General features: G+C 63.6%; 14 protein-coding genes. 5 read left to right on the top strand and 9 right to left on the bottom strand.

Features of this window, described 5'->3' with window-relative positions:
- Window positions 1-14 precede the first annotated feature (14 nt).
- The gene (locus QP909_RS03485; protein ID WP_005327377.1) at window positions 15-383 is read left to right on the top strand and encodes a YbaB/EbfC family nucleoid-associated protein; all 369 of its coding nucleotides are present in this window, start codon (window positions 15-17) and stop codon (window positions 381-383) included.
- A 70-nt stretch (window positions 384-453) separates the two neighbouring features.
- The gene (recR, locus tag QP909_RS03480) at window positions 454-1110 is read left to right on the top strand and encodes a recombination mediator RecR (RefSeq protein WP_005323161.1); all 657 of its coding nucleotides are present in this window, start codon (window positions 454-456) and stop codon (window positions 1108-1110) included.
- 23 nt (window positions 1111-1133) lie between these two features.
- Here recR and QP909_RS03475 read toward each other — a convergent pair whose 3' ends face one another.
- The 7 genes from QP909_RS03475 to leuA form a co-directional block, all read right to left on the bottom strand.
- Window positions 1134-2237, bottom strand: a complete 1104-nt coding sequence (locus QP909_RS03475) for an HNH endonuclease signature motif containing protein (protein WP_284766148.1) — start codon at window positions 2235-2237, stop codon at window positions 1134-1136.
- 109 nt (window positions 2238-2346) lie between these two features.
- Entirely contained in the window at window positions 2347-3120 is a 774-nt protein-coding gene (locus tag QP909_RS03470; RefSeq protein WP_284766147.1) for a type 1 glutamine amidotransferase, read from the bottom strand.
- Complete coding sequence (locus QP909_RS03465; protein WP_150851661.1) at window positions 3113-4390, bottom strand: Mur ligase family protein; 1278 nt, start codon at window positions 4388-4390, stop codon at window positions 3113-3115. Before QP909_RS03465 ends, QP909_RS03470 begins: the two co-directional genes overlap by 8 nt.
- A gap of 27 nt (window positions 4391-4417) precedes the next feature.
- Window positions 4418-5710, bottom strand: a complete 1293-nt coding sequence (locus tag QP909_RS03460; protein WP_502868557.1) for a DNA polymerase III subunit epsilon — start codon at window positions 5708-5710, stop codon at window positions 4418-4420.
- A gap of 198 nt (window positions 5711-5908) precedes the next feature.
- Window positions 5909-7993: a hypothetical protein gene (locus tag QP909_RS03455; RefSeq protein WP_284766145.1), complete on the bottom strand. Its 2085-nt coding sequence runs from the start codon at window positions 7991-7993 to the stop codon at window positions 5909-5911.
- Between the two features lie 109 nt (window positions 7994-8102).
- A complete protein-coding gene (locus QP909_RS03450) occupies window positions 8103-8882 on the bottom strand; it encodes a hypothetical protein (protein WP_284766144.1) in 780 nt (259 codons plus the stop codon).
- Between the two features lie 57 nt (window positions 8883-8939).
- A complete protein-coding gene (leuA, locus tag QP909_RS03445; RefSeq protein WP_284766143.1) occupies window positions 8940-10757 on the bottom strand; it encodes a 2-isopropylmalate synthase in 1818 nt (605 codons plus the stop codon).
- Window positions 10758-10974: 217 nt separating this feature from the next.
- On the opposite strand from leuA, the gene QP909_RS03440 reads away from it, so the two are divergent.
- Window positions 10975-12102 carry a mannosyltransferase family protein gene (locus QP909_RS03440; RefSeq protein WP_284766142.1) on the top strand — a complete coding sequence of 376 codons (1128 nt, stop codon included), beginning with the start codon at window positions 10975-10977 and terminating at the stop codon, window positions 12100-12102.
- On the opposite strand, the gene QP909_RS03435 is transcribed toward QP909_RS03440, so the two are convergent.
- The gene (locus QP909_RS03435) at window positions 12099-12977 is read right to left on the bottom strand and encodes a DMT family transporter (RefSeq protein WP_284766141.1); all 879 of its coding nucleotides are present in this window, start codon (window positions 12975-12977) and stop codon (window positions 12099-12101) included. The genes QP909_RS03440 and QP909_RS03435 overlap by 4 nt on opposite strands.
- Window positions 12978-13207: 230 nt before the next feature.
- Between QP909_RS03435 and QP909_RS03430 the strand changes: the two genes are divergently transcribed.
- Window positions 13208-14473, top strand: coding sequence for an aspartate kinase (locus QP909_RS03430; RefSeq protein ID WP_179387282.1), 1266 nt, complete (start codon window positions 13208-13210; stop codon window positions 14471-14473).
- 34 nt (window positions 14474-14507) lie between these two features.
- On the top strand, window positions 14508-15539 hold the full coding sequence (locus QP909_RS03425; protein WP_239278455.1) for an aspartate-semialdehyde dehydrogenase: 1032 nt from the start codon (window positions 14508-14510) through the stop codon (window positions 15537-15539).
- Between the two features lie 99 nt (window positions 15540-15638).
- On the opposite strand, the gene QP909_RS03420 is transcribed toward QP909_RS03425, so the two are convergent.
- Window positions 15639-17051, bottom strand: coding sequence for a YkvI family membrane protein (locus tag QP909_RS03420; RefSeq protein ID WP_284766140.1), 1413 nt, complete (start codon window positions 17049-17051; stop codon window positions 15639-15641).
- Window positions 17052-17077 lie beyond the last annotated feature (26 nt).

Genomic DNA, 17077 nt, shown 5'->3' with positions numbered 1-17077 from the left:
AGAAAGGAAACAACATGGCTGACCAAGACCCAATGCAGCAGGCAAATGACATGAACGACCTCATCGCGCAGGCCGCTCAGGTGCAGGCGGACCTGCAGAAGGCGCAGGAAGAAATCCTCGCCACCAACGTCGAGGGCCAGGCAGGTAACGGCCTGGTTAAGGTGACCATGACCGGCGGCGCCGAGCTCGTGGACCTGCAGATCGATAAGTCTGTCGTGGACCCAGAGGACGTCGATACCCTGCAGGATCTGGTCATGGGCGCGTTCAAGGAGGCCCACGCTGCGGCCGGCCGCCTGGCACAGGAGAAGATTGGCCCGCTGTCCCAGGGCATGGGCGGCCAGGGTGGTCCGTCTTTTGAGGATGTCTTCGGCGGCAACCAGTAGCCCGCGCGATACGATAAAAGGCCGTTGCCCCGGTTGGGGCCGCGGCCTTTTGCTGATTTGGGAGTAATTGATGTTTGAAGGACCTCTGCAAGACCTCATCGACGAGTTTTCGCGCCTGCCGGGCATTGGCCCGAAATCAGCGCAGCGCATCGCGTTTCACGTTTTGCACATGGAGCCCGAGGACATCGAGCGGCTGCAGAACGCATTGGGCGCGGTGCGCGATGGCGTGACCTTTTGCCGCATCTGCTGCAATATTTCCCGCGAGGATGTCTGCCGCATCTGCATTAATTCGCAGCGCGACGCCTCGACCATTTGCGTGGTGGAAGAGCCGAAGGATATCCAGGTCATCGAGCGCACCGGCGAGTATGAGGGCCGCTACCACGTCTTGGGTGGAGCGCTGGATCCGCTGGCGAATGTGGGCCCGCGCGATTTGAATATTTCCACGCTGCTACAGCGCCTGGGCGGCGTGCTGCCCGACCGCGAGCTGGCGGATTCCACCCCTGAAGCCCCGCTTTACGACGCCACCCCCACCATCCACGAAGTCATTCTCGCCACCGACCCCAATACCGAGGGCGAGGCCACCGCCGCATACTTGGTGCGGTTGCTGCGTGACTTCCCTGATTTGAAGATCACCAGATTGGCCTCCGGCATGCCGCTCGGAGGCGATCTGGAGTTCGTGGACGAGCTCACCTTGTCCCGCGCGCTCTCTGGCCGCCTGACCATTTAACGCGGGGAATCCGCAAGCGCGGGCTAGGGGACGGCGGCCGTGGGCCCGGTTCGCGCGCGGCCGGTGAACACCGGCGGGCCGTGCGCTCTGCTGGCCGTCCCGTTATCTGCGCTGCTGTGTATACCGCTGTGGCCGCTATGCATGCTGCTATGCGGGCTGCTAGGCGTAGCGTTGTGCCGGCTGGCGGGCGGGAGCCAAGCGATTCGACCGTTGACGCGGGCCATGCGGCCGCGGCCCGGCAGGCCGTTGATGGAGTTGTGATACGGGCAGAGCAGCGTCATGTTTTCGGGGTGGGTGAGGCCGCCGCGGGAGTATTCGATGAGGTGGTGGGCTTGGCATTCGGAGGCGGGGCGTCGGCAAGCGGGCCAGGCGCAGCGGGCGCCTTCGGCCTCGAGCATGCGACGCTGCTTAGGGGAGGCCTGCCGGGTGCGGTAGAGATTGACGGGGCCGCGCTCGGGATGGATGAGCGTGAAAAGGCCGGCGCCGGCTAGGGTGCGGCGGACGAGTTCGGCGCCGGTGATGGTCGCGCCATTGGTCATCGCGAGGCGGATGTCGTCGCCGTCGCCTGTCAGGATTTTCAGGTAATCCGGCAGCTCCATGATGACATTTGTGGTCACGGTCGCGGCCGCGGCGGCGCGGGAACCGGTGAGCCAGGCCAGCGGGTCGGACTTGGCGGCGGCCCAGATATCGGCCATCTGCGCGGCGGGGCCGGTGAAACTCAGAGTAGTTTTCTCGCCGTGCATGATACGGCGGCCGCCGTCCTCGCGCTCGGGCGGCGGGTTGATTTCGCGCAGCAGCCGAGTCGCCGCGCGCGAGACCTGCGCGGTGGTGCCGGCGGTGGCGCACAGCTTCTCGCGAAATTGCCAGCGTTTGGTGGGGTCAGAAATGCCGCGCGAGCGGCGGGCGATGAGCGCGAGGGTCTCCAGGCTGTGCTGGTTGCGGCGCGCGGCGGCCAGGGCGCGGGATTGGTAGCGCGAGTGGCTGGTGGGCGAGAGGAAGGCCGCGGCGGTGCGGCGCACGGTGCGCGCTTGGTCCGCGGGCAAGGGCAGGCTAGAGGCGGCGTGGGCCTCTTCGAGAAGTTCCACGCCGCGCTTAGCGATGTCGCCCAGCTGCTCCAATAACGTCATGCCCCGCAGCCTATGGGCGGGGGCACGCGGCTACAAGGGGTGGCGGCCGAGCCTGTGGATAACTTGGGGGTTTCGCGGCCGCTGGGCGAAGTTATCCACAGGTGTGGGCCTATCTTTGGGAGCGCGGGGGCTCGGAGGCGTTGAAACGTTCGACGCGCAGGCGGTCGACGGCCGGGATATCAATCGGCTCGAGGTCCGCGAGGGCCACGCCCATGGCCTGGGCGAGGAGGAGATCGGCCAGCTGCGGGTTTCGGGCCAGCGCCGGGCCGTGCATATAGGTGGCGATGACGCTGCCTTGGACGGCGCCTTCGTAGGTGCGCTGGGCGGAGCCGTCGCTGAGGTCGGCGGTGGCGGCCTGGTCGGCGTTGCCATTGCCGCGGGTGAGCGTGCCAAGCGGCTGCGCGGACGGGCCGAGGATGGTGGCACCCAGGTGGTTTTCAAAGCCGGTCAGCGGCTCGGTGAGGTCCGCGGTGACACCGGCGCGGGTGGGCTCGGAGGCTACCTCGCCGATGGCGCGGTCCTGCATGCCGGCCGTGGTGGCGTCGAGCAGCCCGACGCCGTCGACGATGCGGCCGGAGGCGCGGAAGGATTCGCCCAGGACCTGCAGGCCGGCGCAAATGGCAAAAATGGGGCGGCCTGCGTTAGCGGCGCGGGTAAGGCCACCATCGGAAATCAGGTGGTCCGCGGCCAGGATCTGCGCGGTATCTTCGCCGCCGCCGAGGGTGTAGATATCCAGCGTCTCGGGCACGGGCTCGCCCAAGCGGATGGGGTGAATCTCCGCCTCGAAGCCGCGCATGCGGGCGCGCTGGCGCAGGACGAGGGCGTTGCCGTCGTCGCCGTAGGTACCGAGGACGTCGGGAAGCACTAGGCCGATATTAAGCATTGGTGGCCTCCTTGGAAAGCGCCTTCTTCAAATCGCGGAAGGCGGTGTAGTTGGCGAGGACCTCGATGCGGCCCTCCGGGCAGGCGGCGAGCGCGTCCATAGGGTCTGGGATGAGCTCGTGGGAGATATCCGCGTAGACCAGGCGCACGGCGAGGTCGGTGCCGCGCTCGCCGGCGGCCTTGACGCTTAAGCCATTGAAGCCTTCGAATTTCACGTCCCACAGCCAGGACATGTCGATGCCATCGGCCACCTGGCCGTTGGTGGCAATGACCAGGCCATCGGCGCTGCGGTCCACCATGGACAGCGCTTCTTGCCAACCGGCCGGGTTCTTGGCCAGCAGCAGACGAATTTCGCGGCCCTTCCAGTGGATGGTGGAGTAGCGGCCGGCGACGTCGTCGATGCCTTCGGCGGCCGCAATGGCCTTATCGAGGTCCACACCGAAGCCCTGCACGGCCGCGGCGATGGCTTGGGCGGCGTTGCCCCGGTTCGCGCGGCCGGGCAGCGCCAGGTTCAGCGGACGCTTGGCGGTCGGGGTGATGATGCCCCGCTTATCGACGCCCCAGGTAGGCTGCGGCCGGCGGAATTCGCGGCCGTCGGCAAGCGGCTTAACAGCGTACCAGTCATCCTCGGTGCGCACGACGTGCCCGCCGGTGCGCGGGCAGGTGACGGAATCGCCGAGCCAGCCGGCGCCGGCCGAGACCCAAATGACATTCTTGGCGTCATAGGCCACGGAGGTCATGAGCACGTCGTCGCAATTGGCGATGACGAGCATGTCTGGGTGAGCCTCCACGGCGCCGCGCAGTGCGCGCTCAATCTTGTTGATTTCACCCACGCGGTCCAGCTGGTCGCGGGTGAGGTTGAGCAGGACCAGGGCCTGCGGGTTGAGGTTATCGGCCACGTGGGGCACGTGGAGCTCGTCCACCTCGAGGACCAGGTGCGAGGCGTCCTTGCCGGCCATGAGGGCGGAGATGATGCCGGCGTCCATGTTGTCGCCGCCGTCGTTGGTGGCTACGGTGTGCTCGGCGCGGACCGCCGCGGCCAACATGCGGGTGGTAGTGGACTTGCCGTTGGTGCCGGTAACCAGCACGGCCGGGCGCCCACCGCCCAGGTTGGTCATGATGGAGGGGTCAATGGCATTGGCGATTAGACCACCGATCATTCCGCCGGCGCCACGGCCGGTGGCGCGGGAAGCGGTGGTGGCCAGCTTCGCGGCGGTTGTGGCAGTGGTGGTGCGCAACTTCTTCAGCGCACCCGGGACTCTAAAACTCATGTCCCCTAGGGTAGTCGGGCGGGCAGCTTAGTCGTTCTTTTTCCCCGCCGAGCCGCCAGAATTTCGTCGGCCTCTGCCGCGGCCACCGCGGCGCCGGCGCCGCTTGTTGTTCTTCCCGCCGCCCTTTTTGTTGTGCTGCGGCGAGCATTGGGCGCGCGGCGCAGGCTTAGCGGATTCGGGTTCGGGCTCGGCGTCTTCGATGCGCGTGAGGGCGTCAAGAAACGCGGCATCCGACATCAGCGGAATGCCCTTGCGGTGGGCATGCATGGGCTTTCCCACCAGATCCGTGGTGACATTGCAGACTACCAGGGAGGACTCGCGGGTAAGCTTTTCCGAATAATTGAGCTCCTCGCGCATGAGCGCGGCGATGATGGTGTCCGGATCCTCGAGGATTTCCGGTGCGACCACGATCTCCATGCCGCGGCGCAGCTCCTTGCCCGGTTCGTATTTGCCGGGATTGTGGTGCTGGACGGGGGCCTCGGCGGCGTCGACGCGCACGTGGGAGCGTTGCAGGCCGAAGCGATCGGCGCGCACGTCTTCGGGCGCATAGCTGCGCACAGTTCCGCCTTCTTGCTGGCGGTAGAGCGCGATGAGCAGCTCGGTGTTCTCGCGTGAGGTTTCCGGCTCGGGCCGGCCGGCGCGCTCCACCGAGGCTTTCGGCGTGGCGTCCAGGCCGCTCTGCTTGGCGACGCCCCCTAAACGCACATCATTCGACCGCACCTGCTGCGCATAAGAGGTGGCCAAGGTATCGATAATGCGAACCGGTGTGGGGACGTGTCCGACCTTTTGGCGGCGCCGGCGGCCCTTGTTGCGGCCGCGGTTGCGGGCACGGTTTTGGCGCGCGGCGGCCATCATGGCGCGGCGGGCCTCGGCGACGATAAAGCCCCAGGTATAGGGGAGATCGTGGACGATGAGCGTGCGGCCATCGATAAGCTTGTCCAGCGATTTAAGGATTTTGCCAAAGGCGGGAGCCTGCTCAATATCGGTGGTGCTCAGCCCGTGGAGGTGGCGCGGGCCGGCATCGATATCGGGCTTGAGGACGGCGTGGAAGAGCTGGCCTTGTTCGCCGGCGTCGTTGAATGCGATGGCGTCGATAGTCACGATGCGCCCGGTGCTGGGGTGGATGCCGGTGGTCTGTAGGGTCAGCGCCACGTAGGGGTAGTCGGCCGCATCGGTGGATGAGTCGGCTTGCTGCGGCTGCTGTGGCTTCTGGTTAGCCGCTTTCGGCGCGGCAGGTCGCTCGTGGCGGGCAGATGGGTGCGGCTTTGGCTTTGGTATCGGCTTGGGTTTTGCGGCGTCCGGTTCACCGGACGGTCGCACCGCGCGGCGCGGCCGGGCGCGTCGCTGTTCTGTGCCCGGTTTGGGCGCTGTGGACCTGGCCGCGTGGCGCGAAGCCACCGTCGCGGGCGACGGCGCTGGGGCCGACGCCGGCGTGTGCTGCGGGGAGGGGCCAGGTGTGTTGTTCATTAAACTCAGTGTAGTATCCCGCATTTCGTGCAGGGGGACAGGGCGCGCCGCTTAATTTTCGGCGACGATGACGATGACCTTCGGCGGGGTCGTTGGCTCCTCGGGCTCTTCAGGTCGCCCCGGTTCCTCCGACTGCTGCGGCTCCTCCGGCTCGAGCGGTACCAGGGGCACCTCCGGTTCATCCGGTGCGCCGCGGTCCGTAGTAGGCAGTGCCGGTTCAGGCTCTACGGTGATCTCTGGTTCTGGCTTCGGGGTGGGTTCGAGTTCAGAGCCAGGGATCGTCGTCGTAGGTGCAGTGGTCTCCGGCTCTGGCGTTGGTTCGAGCTCGGAACCTGGGATAGTGGTATCCGGCGCCGGCTCTGGCTCGGACTCCGAGGTGAGCAACGTAGACGTCGTCGTAGGCGCGGTCGACTCCGAGGACTGTGGTTCCGAAGACTCAGGCGCCGAGGTAGGCGTAGACGGGTCTGCAGCCTGGGTCGGCTCAGACGTTGGCTCGCTCGTGGCAGAACTGGTGGCGGAGCTGGAAGGCTCTGCGGTCTGCTTTTCCGTCGAGGCTGCGGTGGTAGTTTCAGTCGTCGTTTCCTCGGAAGTTGTCTTTTCCGAGGTAGACGCGCTTGGGGTCGGCAGATCGGAAGGCTCGGCAGACTGGGAGGACGAGGAGGTTGCGGTCGGTCCCTTGGCTGCTACCTCGGGTGCGGGTTCCGAGCTGGAGGATGGCGTCGAGGCAGGCGTGGTCCGAGACGGTGCCGGTGCCGGGGCTGGGGCCGAGGCGACGTCATTGGCTGCGGCCATGGCGGCAGCGGTCGCGGCGGAGGCGGCGCGGGAAATTGCCTGGGAATCCTCGCCGTGGTGGCCGCCGCGGGGTTCGCTGTGGTGGCCACGTCGGTTGTCGGCGGCAGGGGCTTGGGCGCGGTCAGCGTGAGGAGAATGCGTCGCGCTGGGCTTCTTCGTGGTTTGCGAAGTGGAGGGGGCGTCGGCAAGCGGGGGCTGAGCTGAGGTACCGCTGGTGGGGCCGGCATCGTGGATGCGCGGCGTGGCGGGGTGCGCGGGGCGCTTGGGGCCATTGCCGTCGAAGTGGGAAGAATCGAGGGAGGAATGGTTGTCTTCCGGAGCGGGCGCGGTGGAATGCGTGTTGGTGTCTGAAAGGGCTTCGTCCTCGCTCAGCAGGTTGGTGGCTACGGTGGCACCGCCACCAACGAGCACGGCGACGCCGGCTGCGGCCAGCAGGTTCGAGGTCACGGCACCGGATGCGCCGGATGCACCGGCGGCAGAGGTGACGCTGAAACCGCTGGCTGCGGAGGTGCCAGCGGTAGAGACACCGGTAGCGGGGCCGCCGGGGACAGTGGATGCAGCCTGAGCGCGAGCTGCGGTAGCAGCGGACATGATGGCGGTGCCACCGGCGACGACGCCCAAAATTAGGCCCGCGTGGTGCTTATTGGCGGCGTTATGCGCATAAATGGTGAGCGCGGGGCGGTCATCGGCGTTGTAGTGGAAGTAACCGTGGGCAATGGCGAGGCGGCCGGTCTTGGTGCAGTCGAGGACGGCGGGGGCGATCTCGCGGGCGGCTTCCCGGGGAAGGGAGCCTAAGAAGGTGCTATTGATATAGACGTCGACGGTATTGCGGCGCAGGAAACCGCGGGTGCGCAAAGAAACGAGGTAGTGCTCGTCGGTGTGCGGAAAGGCGGTGACGTCCTTGGAAAACTCCGTCAGCGTGGCGGTGGTCTCGCCGGGCAGCATGGTCCAGCGCTGCGCCGGCGGGTTATTGGCGGGAATGCACAGGTGCGGCGCCGGCAGGAGCAGGTTTAGCGTGGGCCATTCTTCCCCAGCGGCATTCGTCATGCTCACATGGGCGGTGGCGCGTGGGTGCAGGCCGGCGCTGAGAATCCAGTCAAAGAGGGCATAGGCCTGGGAATCGGCAGAACTGAGGTGGCCCACAAGTGAGTCACCGATCCGAATCGCGAAGCCTTCCTCGGCGGTGCGGGGGCCGAGTTCCGCGGATAGGTACCCGTCTTCCGCAGCAGCGGACTCGAGCAAGTCGCTGAAAATCTCCGGCGAAACATCCGCAATAGGCAGGTTATGGATCACGCCAAAACCGTGGTCAGGGACCACGTAGGTGGCGGAATCCAGCGAAGTCATTGGGGCCTTTCCATGCGGACAATTGTTACTTCGCATTTTAAGCATCGCTAGGGGCGATTTCCAATTTCCCAAACCGGCGAGAACGGGGTGTTATCCTGCCCAAAAGTTCCTACAGAATAAAAATAAGTACGGCGATAAGCACCGCAATTACCAGAAGGGCAATGAGGGTAGGCCACCACTGCTGGCGGCGCGGTGCGGAGTCATCGACGTTGACGGCGCGAAAGCTTGTGGTTTCGAAGGTTTCGGTGGCGGCGGGGGAGGTAGGGGTGGCGTCGGCAAGCGAGGCCTCCTTTGAATCCGGCAGCGGCGCACCCGCATAGATACTGAGCACCCGGCCGGCGCTGCGCGGCGCATGGTAGGCATGGGCCAGGGTTGTGCCCTGCTTGGCGACGTCCACCCCATCCAGCCGCCCCACCCACTGCGGGCCCAAATAAGCATCGGCGCCGGATCCGGTGGTGCTGGGTGAAAGCGTCACCAATACGTGCATGCGCGCGTGGGCAGGAATATCTAAATCCGCGGGCAGGTCGGTGATGTTGATGGGTGGGGCATAGCCCAGCATCGTCCACGGACCGGCCGGCGGGTTATTGGCCGGCAGGCAGAGGCCCGGCCGAGGCAACAGCAGGGATAGGGAACCATCGGGCTGCGGCGCGGCCGTAGCTGCAGGAGTGAGCCCAGCGCGAAAAAGCAGATCTATCTCGGGGTATTCGGCGCGGTCTGCGCTGGTGATGTGCCCGATGGGGGAGTCGGTGCGCACCTCCAGGCCACCGTCCTCGCGGGGCGCCAAGGTGACGGTGAACTCCTGGTTTTCCTTCGTCTGCGCACCATAGACGGGCAGGGCCTGCACGGCGCCCAAGCCGCGGTGCGGAATGAGGTAGGTAGAAGAAGGCATACCCACCCTTCTACCACGCCAGGGTGCGGCACTGGTGTGCAGCACCGGCGACCGGGCTTAGGCCAGGGCGCGATTGACGGCGGAGTTAATTGCGTTAATGGAAGCCCGCGTGGTGGATCCGGCGATGCCGGCGCCCCACACCTTGTTCTGGTTAACGTCGGCTGCGATATAGCAGGCGGCCTCGGCGTCGTCGCCGGCGGAGCGGGACTGCTGGGAGTATTCCATGACCTCGAAGTCGATGCCCAGGGATTCCAGCGCGTTGGCATACGCCGCGATGGGGCCGTTGCCGGTGCCGGAGACGGTGGACTTTTCCCCGCGGAAGGTCACGGTGGCGGTCACGGCAGCGTCCTCCTCGTCCGTTGGGGCATTGTCCATATGGAAGGACGCTAGGGCCAGTGGAGTCTCGCGGTCCAAGAACTCGGTGGCAAAGATGTCCCACATGTTCTTGGAATTGACCTCGCCGCCCTCGGAGTCGGTGATTTCTTGTACCACGGTGGAAAATTCCGCTTGCATGGCGCGCGGCATATTGATGCCGTGGTCGGTCTTCATGATGTAGGCAACGCCGCCCTTGCCGGACTGGGAGTTGACGCGGATGACCGCCTGGTAGTCGCGGCCCACGTCCTTCGGATCGATGGGCAGGTAGGGAACCTCCCAGATGGCCTCGCGCAGTTCTTCCCACGAGACCTCGGTATTGTTCGCACCGGGGCGGATGGTAGCCGCCAGTGCATCGAGGCCCTTGTTGATGGCGTCTTGGTGGGAACCGGAAAAGGCGGTAAAGACCAACTCGCCGCCATAGGGGTGGCGCTCCGGCACGCGCAGCTGGTTGCAGTATTCGACGGTTTCGCGGATCTGCGGCAGATCGGAGAAGTCAATCTGTGGGTCCACGCCTTGGGTGAGCATGTTCAGCCCCAGGGTGATGAGATCGACGTTGCCGGTGCGCTCGCCGTTGCCAAATAGGCAGCCCTCGATGCGGTCTGCGCCGGCCATAAAGCCCAGCTCGGCGGCGGCAATTCCCTCGCCGCGGTCATTGTGCGGGTGCAGCGAGAGTAAAATGTCCTCGCGGCGGGCCAAATTGCGGTGCATCCACTCGATGGAATCGGCGTAGACATTGGGCGAGATCATCTCCACGGTGGAGGGCAGGTTGATGATCATCGGATTATCCGGGGAGGGATCCATGATTTCTACTACCTCATCGCAGACCTCGCGGGCGAAGTCCAGCTCGGTGCCGGTGAAGGATTCGGGGGAGTACTCCCAGCGCCACGTGGTATCCGGGTAGTCCGCAGCGATGGACTTGATGAGTGCGGCGGCGTCGGTAGCCAGCTTCTTAATGGCGGGCTTGTCCTTGCGGAAGACCACTTGGCGCTGCAGCTTCGAGGTGGAGTTATAGAAGTGCACGATGACGTTTTTGGCGCCCTCGCAGGCCTCAAAGGTGCGGCGGATCAGGTGTTCGCGGGCCTGGACTAGTACCTGGATGGTGACGTCATCGGGAATCTTATTGCCCTCGATGATTTCGCGGACGAAGTTGAAATCCGTTTGGGAGGCGGACGGGAAGCCGACCTCGATTTCCTTGTAGCCCATTTTGACCAGCAGGTCGAACATGCGGTGTTTGCGCTCTGGGCTCATGGGATCAATGAGCGCTTGGTTGCCATCGCGCAGATCCACCGCGCACCACTGCGGGGCGTGCGTGATTTTCTTGCTGGGCCACGTGCGGTCCGGCAGATCGATGTCTTCCACCTCGATGGCGAAGGGCTGGTAACGCTCGTGGGGCATGGCGGAGCCGCGCTGCTTATTCCACGCGGGCTGTCCCTCGCGGCGTGGGCCGTTGGGGGTGGTGATATCGCGAGGGGCGCTGATAAAAGAGTCAGTGGGGGACATGGTGCGGTTTCCTTGTCTGTGGTGTCTGTGGGGAGACGGCCAGCTGGGCTTGGGTAGCCGGACTCCGCGACGGGGCGCTGGCCAGTGCTTAGGCCGAAATCCCGCCGCGGCAGATAAGGAGTAGGTCAATCCGCTGTGTCATATCGGTCACACTACAGGCTCTCTCACTATGTGGCAAGAGATTTCATTCAATGAGACGCGACGGCGGTACGGTACTATGCCTTTCGTGTCTACTGCCCGCCATTCCGCATCCAACTCGTCGTCCATACTGCGCTCCTTGTGGGCGCCTGCCGCGCTCGTTGCGCTCATCGGAGCCGCAGTGCGCGTGGGCGTGCTCGCGGCGGTGGCCGCCGTGCAGGACGATAAGCTCTGGGGACTGCTCAATAAGTGGGACGCCAAGCACTACGTAGAAATTGCCCGCGGCGGGTACTTCGGTGCGGATATCTCTACGGATGGGCCGGTCCATGAGACAACCATGGCCTTCTTTCCAGGCTTTCCCTTCCTGGTGCGTGCGGTAAGCGGCATCTTGGGAACCGGTGAGGCTGGCACTGCCATCGCGCTCAACGTGCTCTTTAGCATCGCGCTGGCCGCCGGGGTGATGGCCCTAGCCGCGCAGATGGGCATGGGAAAGTGGGCCCAAGTGCTCAGCGCCGTAGTGGTAACCAGCGCGCCGATGTCCATCGTGTTTTCTATGCCGTATACCGAGGCGCTTTTCGGGGCACTGGCTATCTGGGCGGTAGTGGCGCTGGTGGGCGAGCGCTGGTGGGCCGCCGCGGCGTATATCTTTGTGGCCGGGCTCGTGCGCCTTACCGCGGTGGACCTCGTTGCGGTCTTTGGGCTTATGGTGCTGGTGCGGGCCCGAAAGGACTGGCGAGCCTGGGCCGCGGTGGCGTTTTCCGTCGTGTCGCTGGTGGGCTATTTGTGGTGGTCGAGCAGCCACTTGAAAGATGTCGGCGGTTATTTTGGTATCCAGAAAGAACATTGGAATTCCGGCTTTGATGGCGGCAAAGCCACGGCTATGTGGCTGTGGGAGACGCTGACTGGGGCCACCAATGGCGGCTACCTGCTCAGTGCCGGCGTAATGATCGCTGCCCCGGTATGCCTGGTGCTGGCATGGCGTCGCCTGCCGTTGGCGGCCTGGCTATTTTCCGCCGTCCTCATGGCCAATGTGCTGCTTTCTGATGGCATCATGCACTCGCGGCCCCGGCTGCTCCTGCCGGCGGTGATCGTGTTGTTGCCGTGGGTGAAAAAGGGGGCGTCGGCAAGCGTGGCGGTTATTGCCTGGGCCCTGTTTGGCGCGTGGTTTTCGGCCTATATGCTCGGCGTATTTGAGTGGGCCATCTAACCGCGCTGGCTCACCGGGCTGCGGGAGAGCACGATGGTGGACAGCACCATGACGGTTAGGGCGATGAGCATAATTGCCCAACCGACGGCCGTATCGATGAGGAATTTCTCTCCCAGGACCATGTATCCCAAGCCGAAGGCCACGATGGGCTCAAAGATGGTCATGGCCGGCAGGGAATGGGCCAGGGGGCCGGCGTTGAAGGAATATTGCTGTACCACCGTGCCGGTGAGCGCGAGGCCGATGAGGCCGTAGAACTGCCAGCTCGCCAATAGGGTGGCGAGGCCTTCATGAGTGAAAATATCCACCACGGCCTTAGAAAGCAGGGCGACGAAGCCATAAATAACGCCGCAGGCCGTGCCCAATGCCAAGGGGCGCTGATCCGGTAGCTTTGCGGCCGCCGCGCCGAGGATTGCGAGGGTGGCTAACCCTATGAGGAGCGCCGGCCACCAATCGCTCCATTCTGGGCGGGGATTGCCGGCAACCGGCCGGCCGTAGATGACCATGATGCCCACCGCAATGGTCAGCGCAATGGACCAGAAAACCTCGTGGAAGGGCATCTTACGGCCGGAGTACCATGCCGAGAGCGGCAGGGTAAACATCAAGGACAGCACCAAGATGGGCTGGACGACCAGCAAGGTGCCGAAGCCGAGCGCGATAACCTGCAGGCCGTAGGCGCCAATCGCGGCCGCGGTGCCCACCCACCACAAGGGGTTAGACATGGCGGCACGCATGACCGAATCATCGGCGTCGAGGGCAATGCGGTGGCGGACGACCGTGCCCCAAGCAACCGTCAGCGCGGATGCGAGCGCGAAAAAGATGGCGAGGAGGTTGCTTAACACCCGCTCAACGGTAGTAAAGATTCCTGTTATATGCATATTCTGCGCTGCATGGCGCGCGTTTTTCTCTATAGGGGGACGGCCGGCGCATGGCGCGCTTTACGCTCGGGGTGTGTGAATAAAAAGCAAGCATTGTCTAGGAATTATGATGAGGACTAGGCCCCTGCGGGGTAGCATGGGTATTTGACTAATGACCGACAGGTATTTCTGGTGGTGTGCGGACGCACGCGCCAGGGGTGCCTTGAAAGACGAAAGGCGGCATCCTTACCGTGGCCCTGATCGTGCAAAAATATGGCGGTTCATCCCTCGAATCCGCAGACCGCATTCGCGCCGTTGCGGAACGCATCGTGGCCACCAAGAAGCAGGGCAATGACGTCGTCGTGGTGTGCTCCGCCATGGGCGATACCACCGATGAGCTGCTCGACCTTGCCGCCCAGGTCAACCCCGTGCCACCACGGCGCGAAATGGACATGCTGCTGACCGCGGGCGAGCGCATCTCCAATGCGCTGGTGGCCATGGCCGTGGAATCCTTGGGTGCTCATGCCCAGTCCTTTACCGGCTCCCAGGCCGGCGTGCTCACCACCGAGCGCCACGGCAATGCCCGCATCGTGGACGTTACCCCAGGCCGCCTGACCGAAGCTCTCGATGAGGGCAAGATCTGCATCGTCGCCGGCTTCCAGGGAGTTAATAAGGAATCGCGCGATGTCACCACGCTGGGCCGCGGCGGTTCCGATACCACCGCGGTGGCGCTAGCAGCCGCGCTGAATGCGGACGTGTGCGAGATCTATTCCGATGTCGATGGCGTGTATACCGCAGACCCGCGCATCGTCCCGGACGCGCAGAAGCTAGAGAAGCTCTCCTTCGAGGAGATGCTGGAGATGGCCGCGGTAGGTTCCAAGATTTTGGTTCTGCGCAGCGTGGAATATGCCCGCGCGTTCAATGTACCCTTGCGAGTTCGCTCGTCTTATTCAAATGACCCCGGCACCCTAGTTACCGGATCAATGGAGGATATCCCTGTGGAAGAAGCAGTACTAACTGGTGTAGCAACCGATAAGTCCGAGGCAAAGGTCACCGTCCTTGGAATCCCGGACCGCCCCGGGGAGGCAGCGAAGGTTTTCCGTGTCATTGCCGATGCAGAGATCAATATTGACATGGTCTTGCAAAACGTCTCCTCCCTGGAGGATGGCACCACCGACATCACCTTCACCTGCCCGCGTGCTGACGGTCCACGCGCCATGGAGCTGTTGACCAAGCTGAAGTCCGAAGGTGGCTGGGCCAATGTGCTTTACGACGACCAAGTGGGCAAGGTCTCCCTCGTCGGTGCCGGCATGAAGTCCCACCCGGGCGTGACCGCCGAGTTTACCGAGGCCCTGCGCGACGTCGATGTCAATATGGAGCTCATCTCCACCTCCGAAATCCGCATCTCCGTGCTCACCCGCGAGGCTGACCTGGATAAGGCAGCTCGTGCGCTGCACGATAAGTTCCAGCTTGGTGGCGAAGAAGAAGCCACGGTTTATGCTGGAACCGGACGTTAAATACCTAAAAGCAACTACAGAGGATTTTTAAGTCATGACCACTGTTGCAGTCGTAGGCGCTACCGGCCAGGTCGGCCGCGTTATGCGCTCCATCTTGGAAGAACGCAATTTCCCGGCGGATAAGGTGCGCTTTTTCGCCTCGTCTCGCTCCGCCGGCACCGAGCTGGAATTTCGCGGCGAGCAGATTACCGTAGAAGACCTTGCTGAGGTCACCGAGCAATCCGTTGCCGATGTCGATATTGCCTTGTTTTCCGCCGGCGGCTCCACCTCTAAGCAGTGGGCCCCGGTATTCGCCGCGGCCGGCGCGACCGTGGTGGATAATTCCTCGGCTTACCGCAAGGACCCAGAGGTTCCCCTCATCGTTTCCGAGGTCAACCCCGAGGCAGTCAAGAACACCCCGAAGGGCATCATCGCGAACCCGAACTGCACCACCATGGCGGCCATGCCGGTGCTGAAGGTCCTCCACGACGCTGCTGGCCTGAATAAGCTCCACGTGTCCTCCTACCAGGCTGTGTCTGGCTCCGGTCTGGCAGGCGTGCAGGCGCTGGCCGCACAGGTCTATTCCGTCGGTGAGCACAATGTGGGCTTGGTCCACGATGGTTCCGCGCTTAATGACGAAGACTTTGGCCCGTACGTGGCGCCTATCGCCTATAACGCCCTGCCGATGGCTGGCAACCTCGTTGATGATGGCTCTCTGGAGACCGATGAGGAACAAAAGCTGCGTAACGAATCCCGCAAGATCCTGGACATTCCGGAGCTGAAGGTAGCGGGCACCTGCGTGCGCATCCCGGTCTTCACCGGCCACACTTTGACCATTCACGCCGAGTTCGATAAGCCCATCACCCCAGAGCAGGCCACCGAGCTTTTGGGTGGCGCTCCGGGCGTTACGCTTGCCGACGTCCCCACTCCGCTCGCCGCCACCGGCATCGACGAGTCCTTGGTCGGCCGCATCCGCCAAGACCAGACGGTGGACGATAACAAGGGCCTCGTGCTCGTCGTCGCCGGCGATAACCTGCGCAAGGGTGCTGCTCTTAACACCATCCAGATTGCAGAGCTGCTCGTCTAAGCCCACACCAGTGCGCCGCAAGGCACAATAAAAAGCTCGGCGCCTCCTTCCTAGCTACGGGAAAGGGGGCGCCGAGCTTTTGCGCTGCAGGCGGAGGAGTTAGTTCTCAGAGACCGGCTTAGCAGTTCCGGTGCCGGTGCCCTTGGCGCTACCCGCCGCGGAATCCTTCTTGCCAAAGTCGAGGTCGCTAGTGGACGACGGAACCTCCGGCTTGGTGTGCTGCACGTAGGTCACGGACGGCTCCGGATCTTCGCGGTCATACTCAATATCATCATCATTTTCGAGCTCCTCGTGGATCTCTTCTGCGATATTGGTGACGAACTCGGTGGTTTCCATATTGGATGCTGCAGCCAGCTTGCGCAGCTCGCGCTCGTTCTTCTTGGTAAAGCGCTTGCGCGGGTCCAGGCGGCGGGACACCAGCTCGTGGGCGCGCATGCGGCGGTCGGACTCGTCCGCGAGCTTGCTGCCGTTCTTGATGCGGTTAAAGACCATTACCACGATCATCAGCAGTCCGAGGTAGCCCAGGATTGGGTAGACGTTGCTGACCAAGGCCTGGAAGCCCACGAAGGACAAGATGAAGCCGATGATGCAGGCGCCGGCATAAACCGGGTAGAAGCGCTTGGGGTTATTGCGGGTCAAGCGCTTGCCCAGCGCGTAGAACATGCCGATGGCGGTATTAAAGACCATGCCGTAAATGACAAAGGTCATCAGCACGCCCAAGACTGGGTGGATGCTGGTAATCAGGCTCAGTACCGGCATGTCCTGGCCGTTGACGGTCTCTGCCTCGAAGAAGAGGGCGAAGACCAACAGTGCCAACAGGATGAGATAGAGCAGGCCGCCAATGAGGCCACCGACGCCAACTGCGCGGTTATCCAGGAAGTTACCGCCAATAACGATGGACATGGATACTGCCGTCATCACGTTCAGGCCGGTGTAGTTCAGTGCGGCTAGCCACCAATTAGGCAGCGAGGTATCAACATTATTGACCGCCCAGTCATTCATGGCAGAGAAATCAACGTCCGCATTCAAGATGGTGTAGCCGGTGGCAATCACCACGAAGATAATGATGAATGGGGTGATGGTACCGATGACCGCAGTTACTCGGTCGACATCCATCAGGCCGACGATCAGCACCAAAATCAGCATGGCGGTGGCGCCCACCCATACTGGGATGGACGGGAACTGCTGATTGATATTCGCACCGCCGCCGGCGAACATGACGAAGCCGATGGCGAACAGGGTCACCAGGGTGGACCAGTCCAAAATCTTGGCGGTAAACGGCGATGCGACCTTGTCGTAGACAGCGGTGTGCTCCTCGGCTTGGAAGTAGGAGCCGAGCTGCAGGATGGAGATGCCGGTGATCATCATCAAACCAGCGGCCAGGGCGATACCCCACAGGCCCCAGTTACCAAAGGCCACGAAGTACTGCATGGCCTCCTGGCCGGAGGCGAAGCCTGCGCCCACGACGACGCCGATAAACGCCATGGAAATTCCGATTGCGCGTTTTAACATGAAAGGGAGAAACTCTCTTACTCACA

The organism is Corynebacterium sp. MSK195 (assembly GCF_030228885.1).
Taxonomy (GTDB): Bacteria; Actinomycetota; Actinomycetes; order Mycobacteriales; family Mycobacteriaceae; genus Corynebacterium.
Note: the sequence above shows the minus strand (reverse complement) of the source record. Positions and strands in the feature narration are given on the sequence as shown.

Excerpts from the sequence above, each read along its gene's own strand:
- QP909_RS03485 (WP_005327377.1), top strand. The coding sequence starts at position 15 with ATGGCTGACCAAGACCCAATGCAGCAGGCAAATGACATGAACGACCTC.
- recR (WP_005323161.1), top strand. The coding sequence starts at position 454 with ATGTTTGAAGGACCTCTGCAAGACCTCATCGACGAGTTTTCGCGCCTG.
- QP909_RS03475 (WP_284766148.1), bottom strand. The coding sequence starts at position 2,237 with ATGACGTTATTGGAGCAGCTGGGCGACATCGCTAAGCGCGGCGTGGAA.
- QP909_RS03470 (WP_284766147.1), bottom strand. The coding sequence starts at position 3,120 with ATGCTTAATATCGGCCTAGTGCTTCCCGACGTCCTCGGTACCTACGGC.
- QP909_RS03465 (WP_150851661.1), bottom strand. The coding sequence starts at position 4,390 with ATGAGTTTTAGAGTCCCGGGTGCGCTGAAGAAGTTGCGCACCACCACT.
- QP909_RS03455 (WP_284766145.1), bottom strand. The coding sequence starts at position 7,993 with ATGACTTCGCTGGATTCCGCCACCTACGTGGTCCCTGACCACGGTTTT.
- QP909_RS03450 (WP_284766144.1), bottom strand. The coding sequence starts at position 8,882 with ATGCCTTCTTCTACCTACCTCATTCCGCACCGCGGCTTGGGCGCCGTG.
- leuA (WP_284766143.1), bottom strand. The coding sequence starts at position 10,757 with ATGTCCCCCACTGACTCTTTTATCAGCGCCCCTCGCGATATCACCACC.
- QP909_RS03440 (WP_284766142.1), top strand. The coding sequence starts at position 10,975 with ATGCCTTTCGTGTCTACTGCCCGCCATTCCGCATCCAACTCGTCGTCC.
- QP909_RS03435 (WP_284766141.1), bottom strand. The coding sequence starts at position 12,977 with ATGCATATAACAGGAATCTTTACTACCGTTGAGCGGGTGTTAAGCAAC.
- QP909_RS03425 (WP_239278455.1), top strand. The coding sequence starts at position 14,508 with ATGACCACTGTTGCAGTCGTAGGCGCTACCGGCCAGGTCGGCCGCGTT.
- QP909_RS03420 (WP_284766140.1), bottom strand. The coding sequence starts at position 17,051 with ATGTTAAAACGCGCAATCGGAATTTCCATGGCGTTTATCGGCGTCGTC.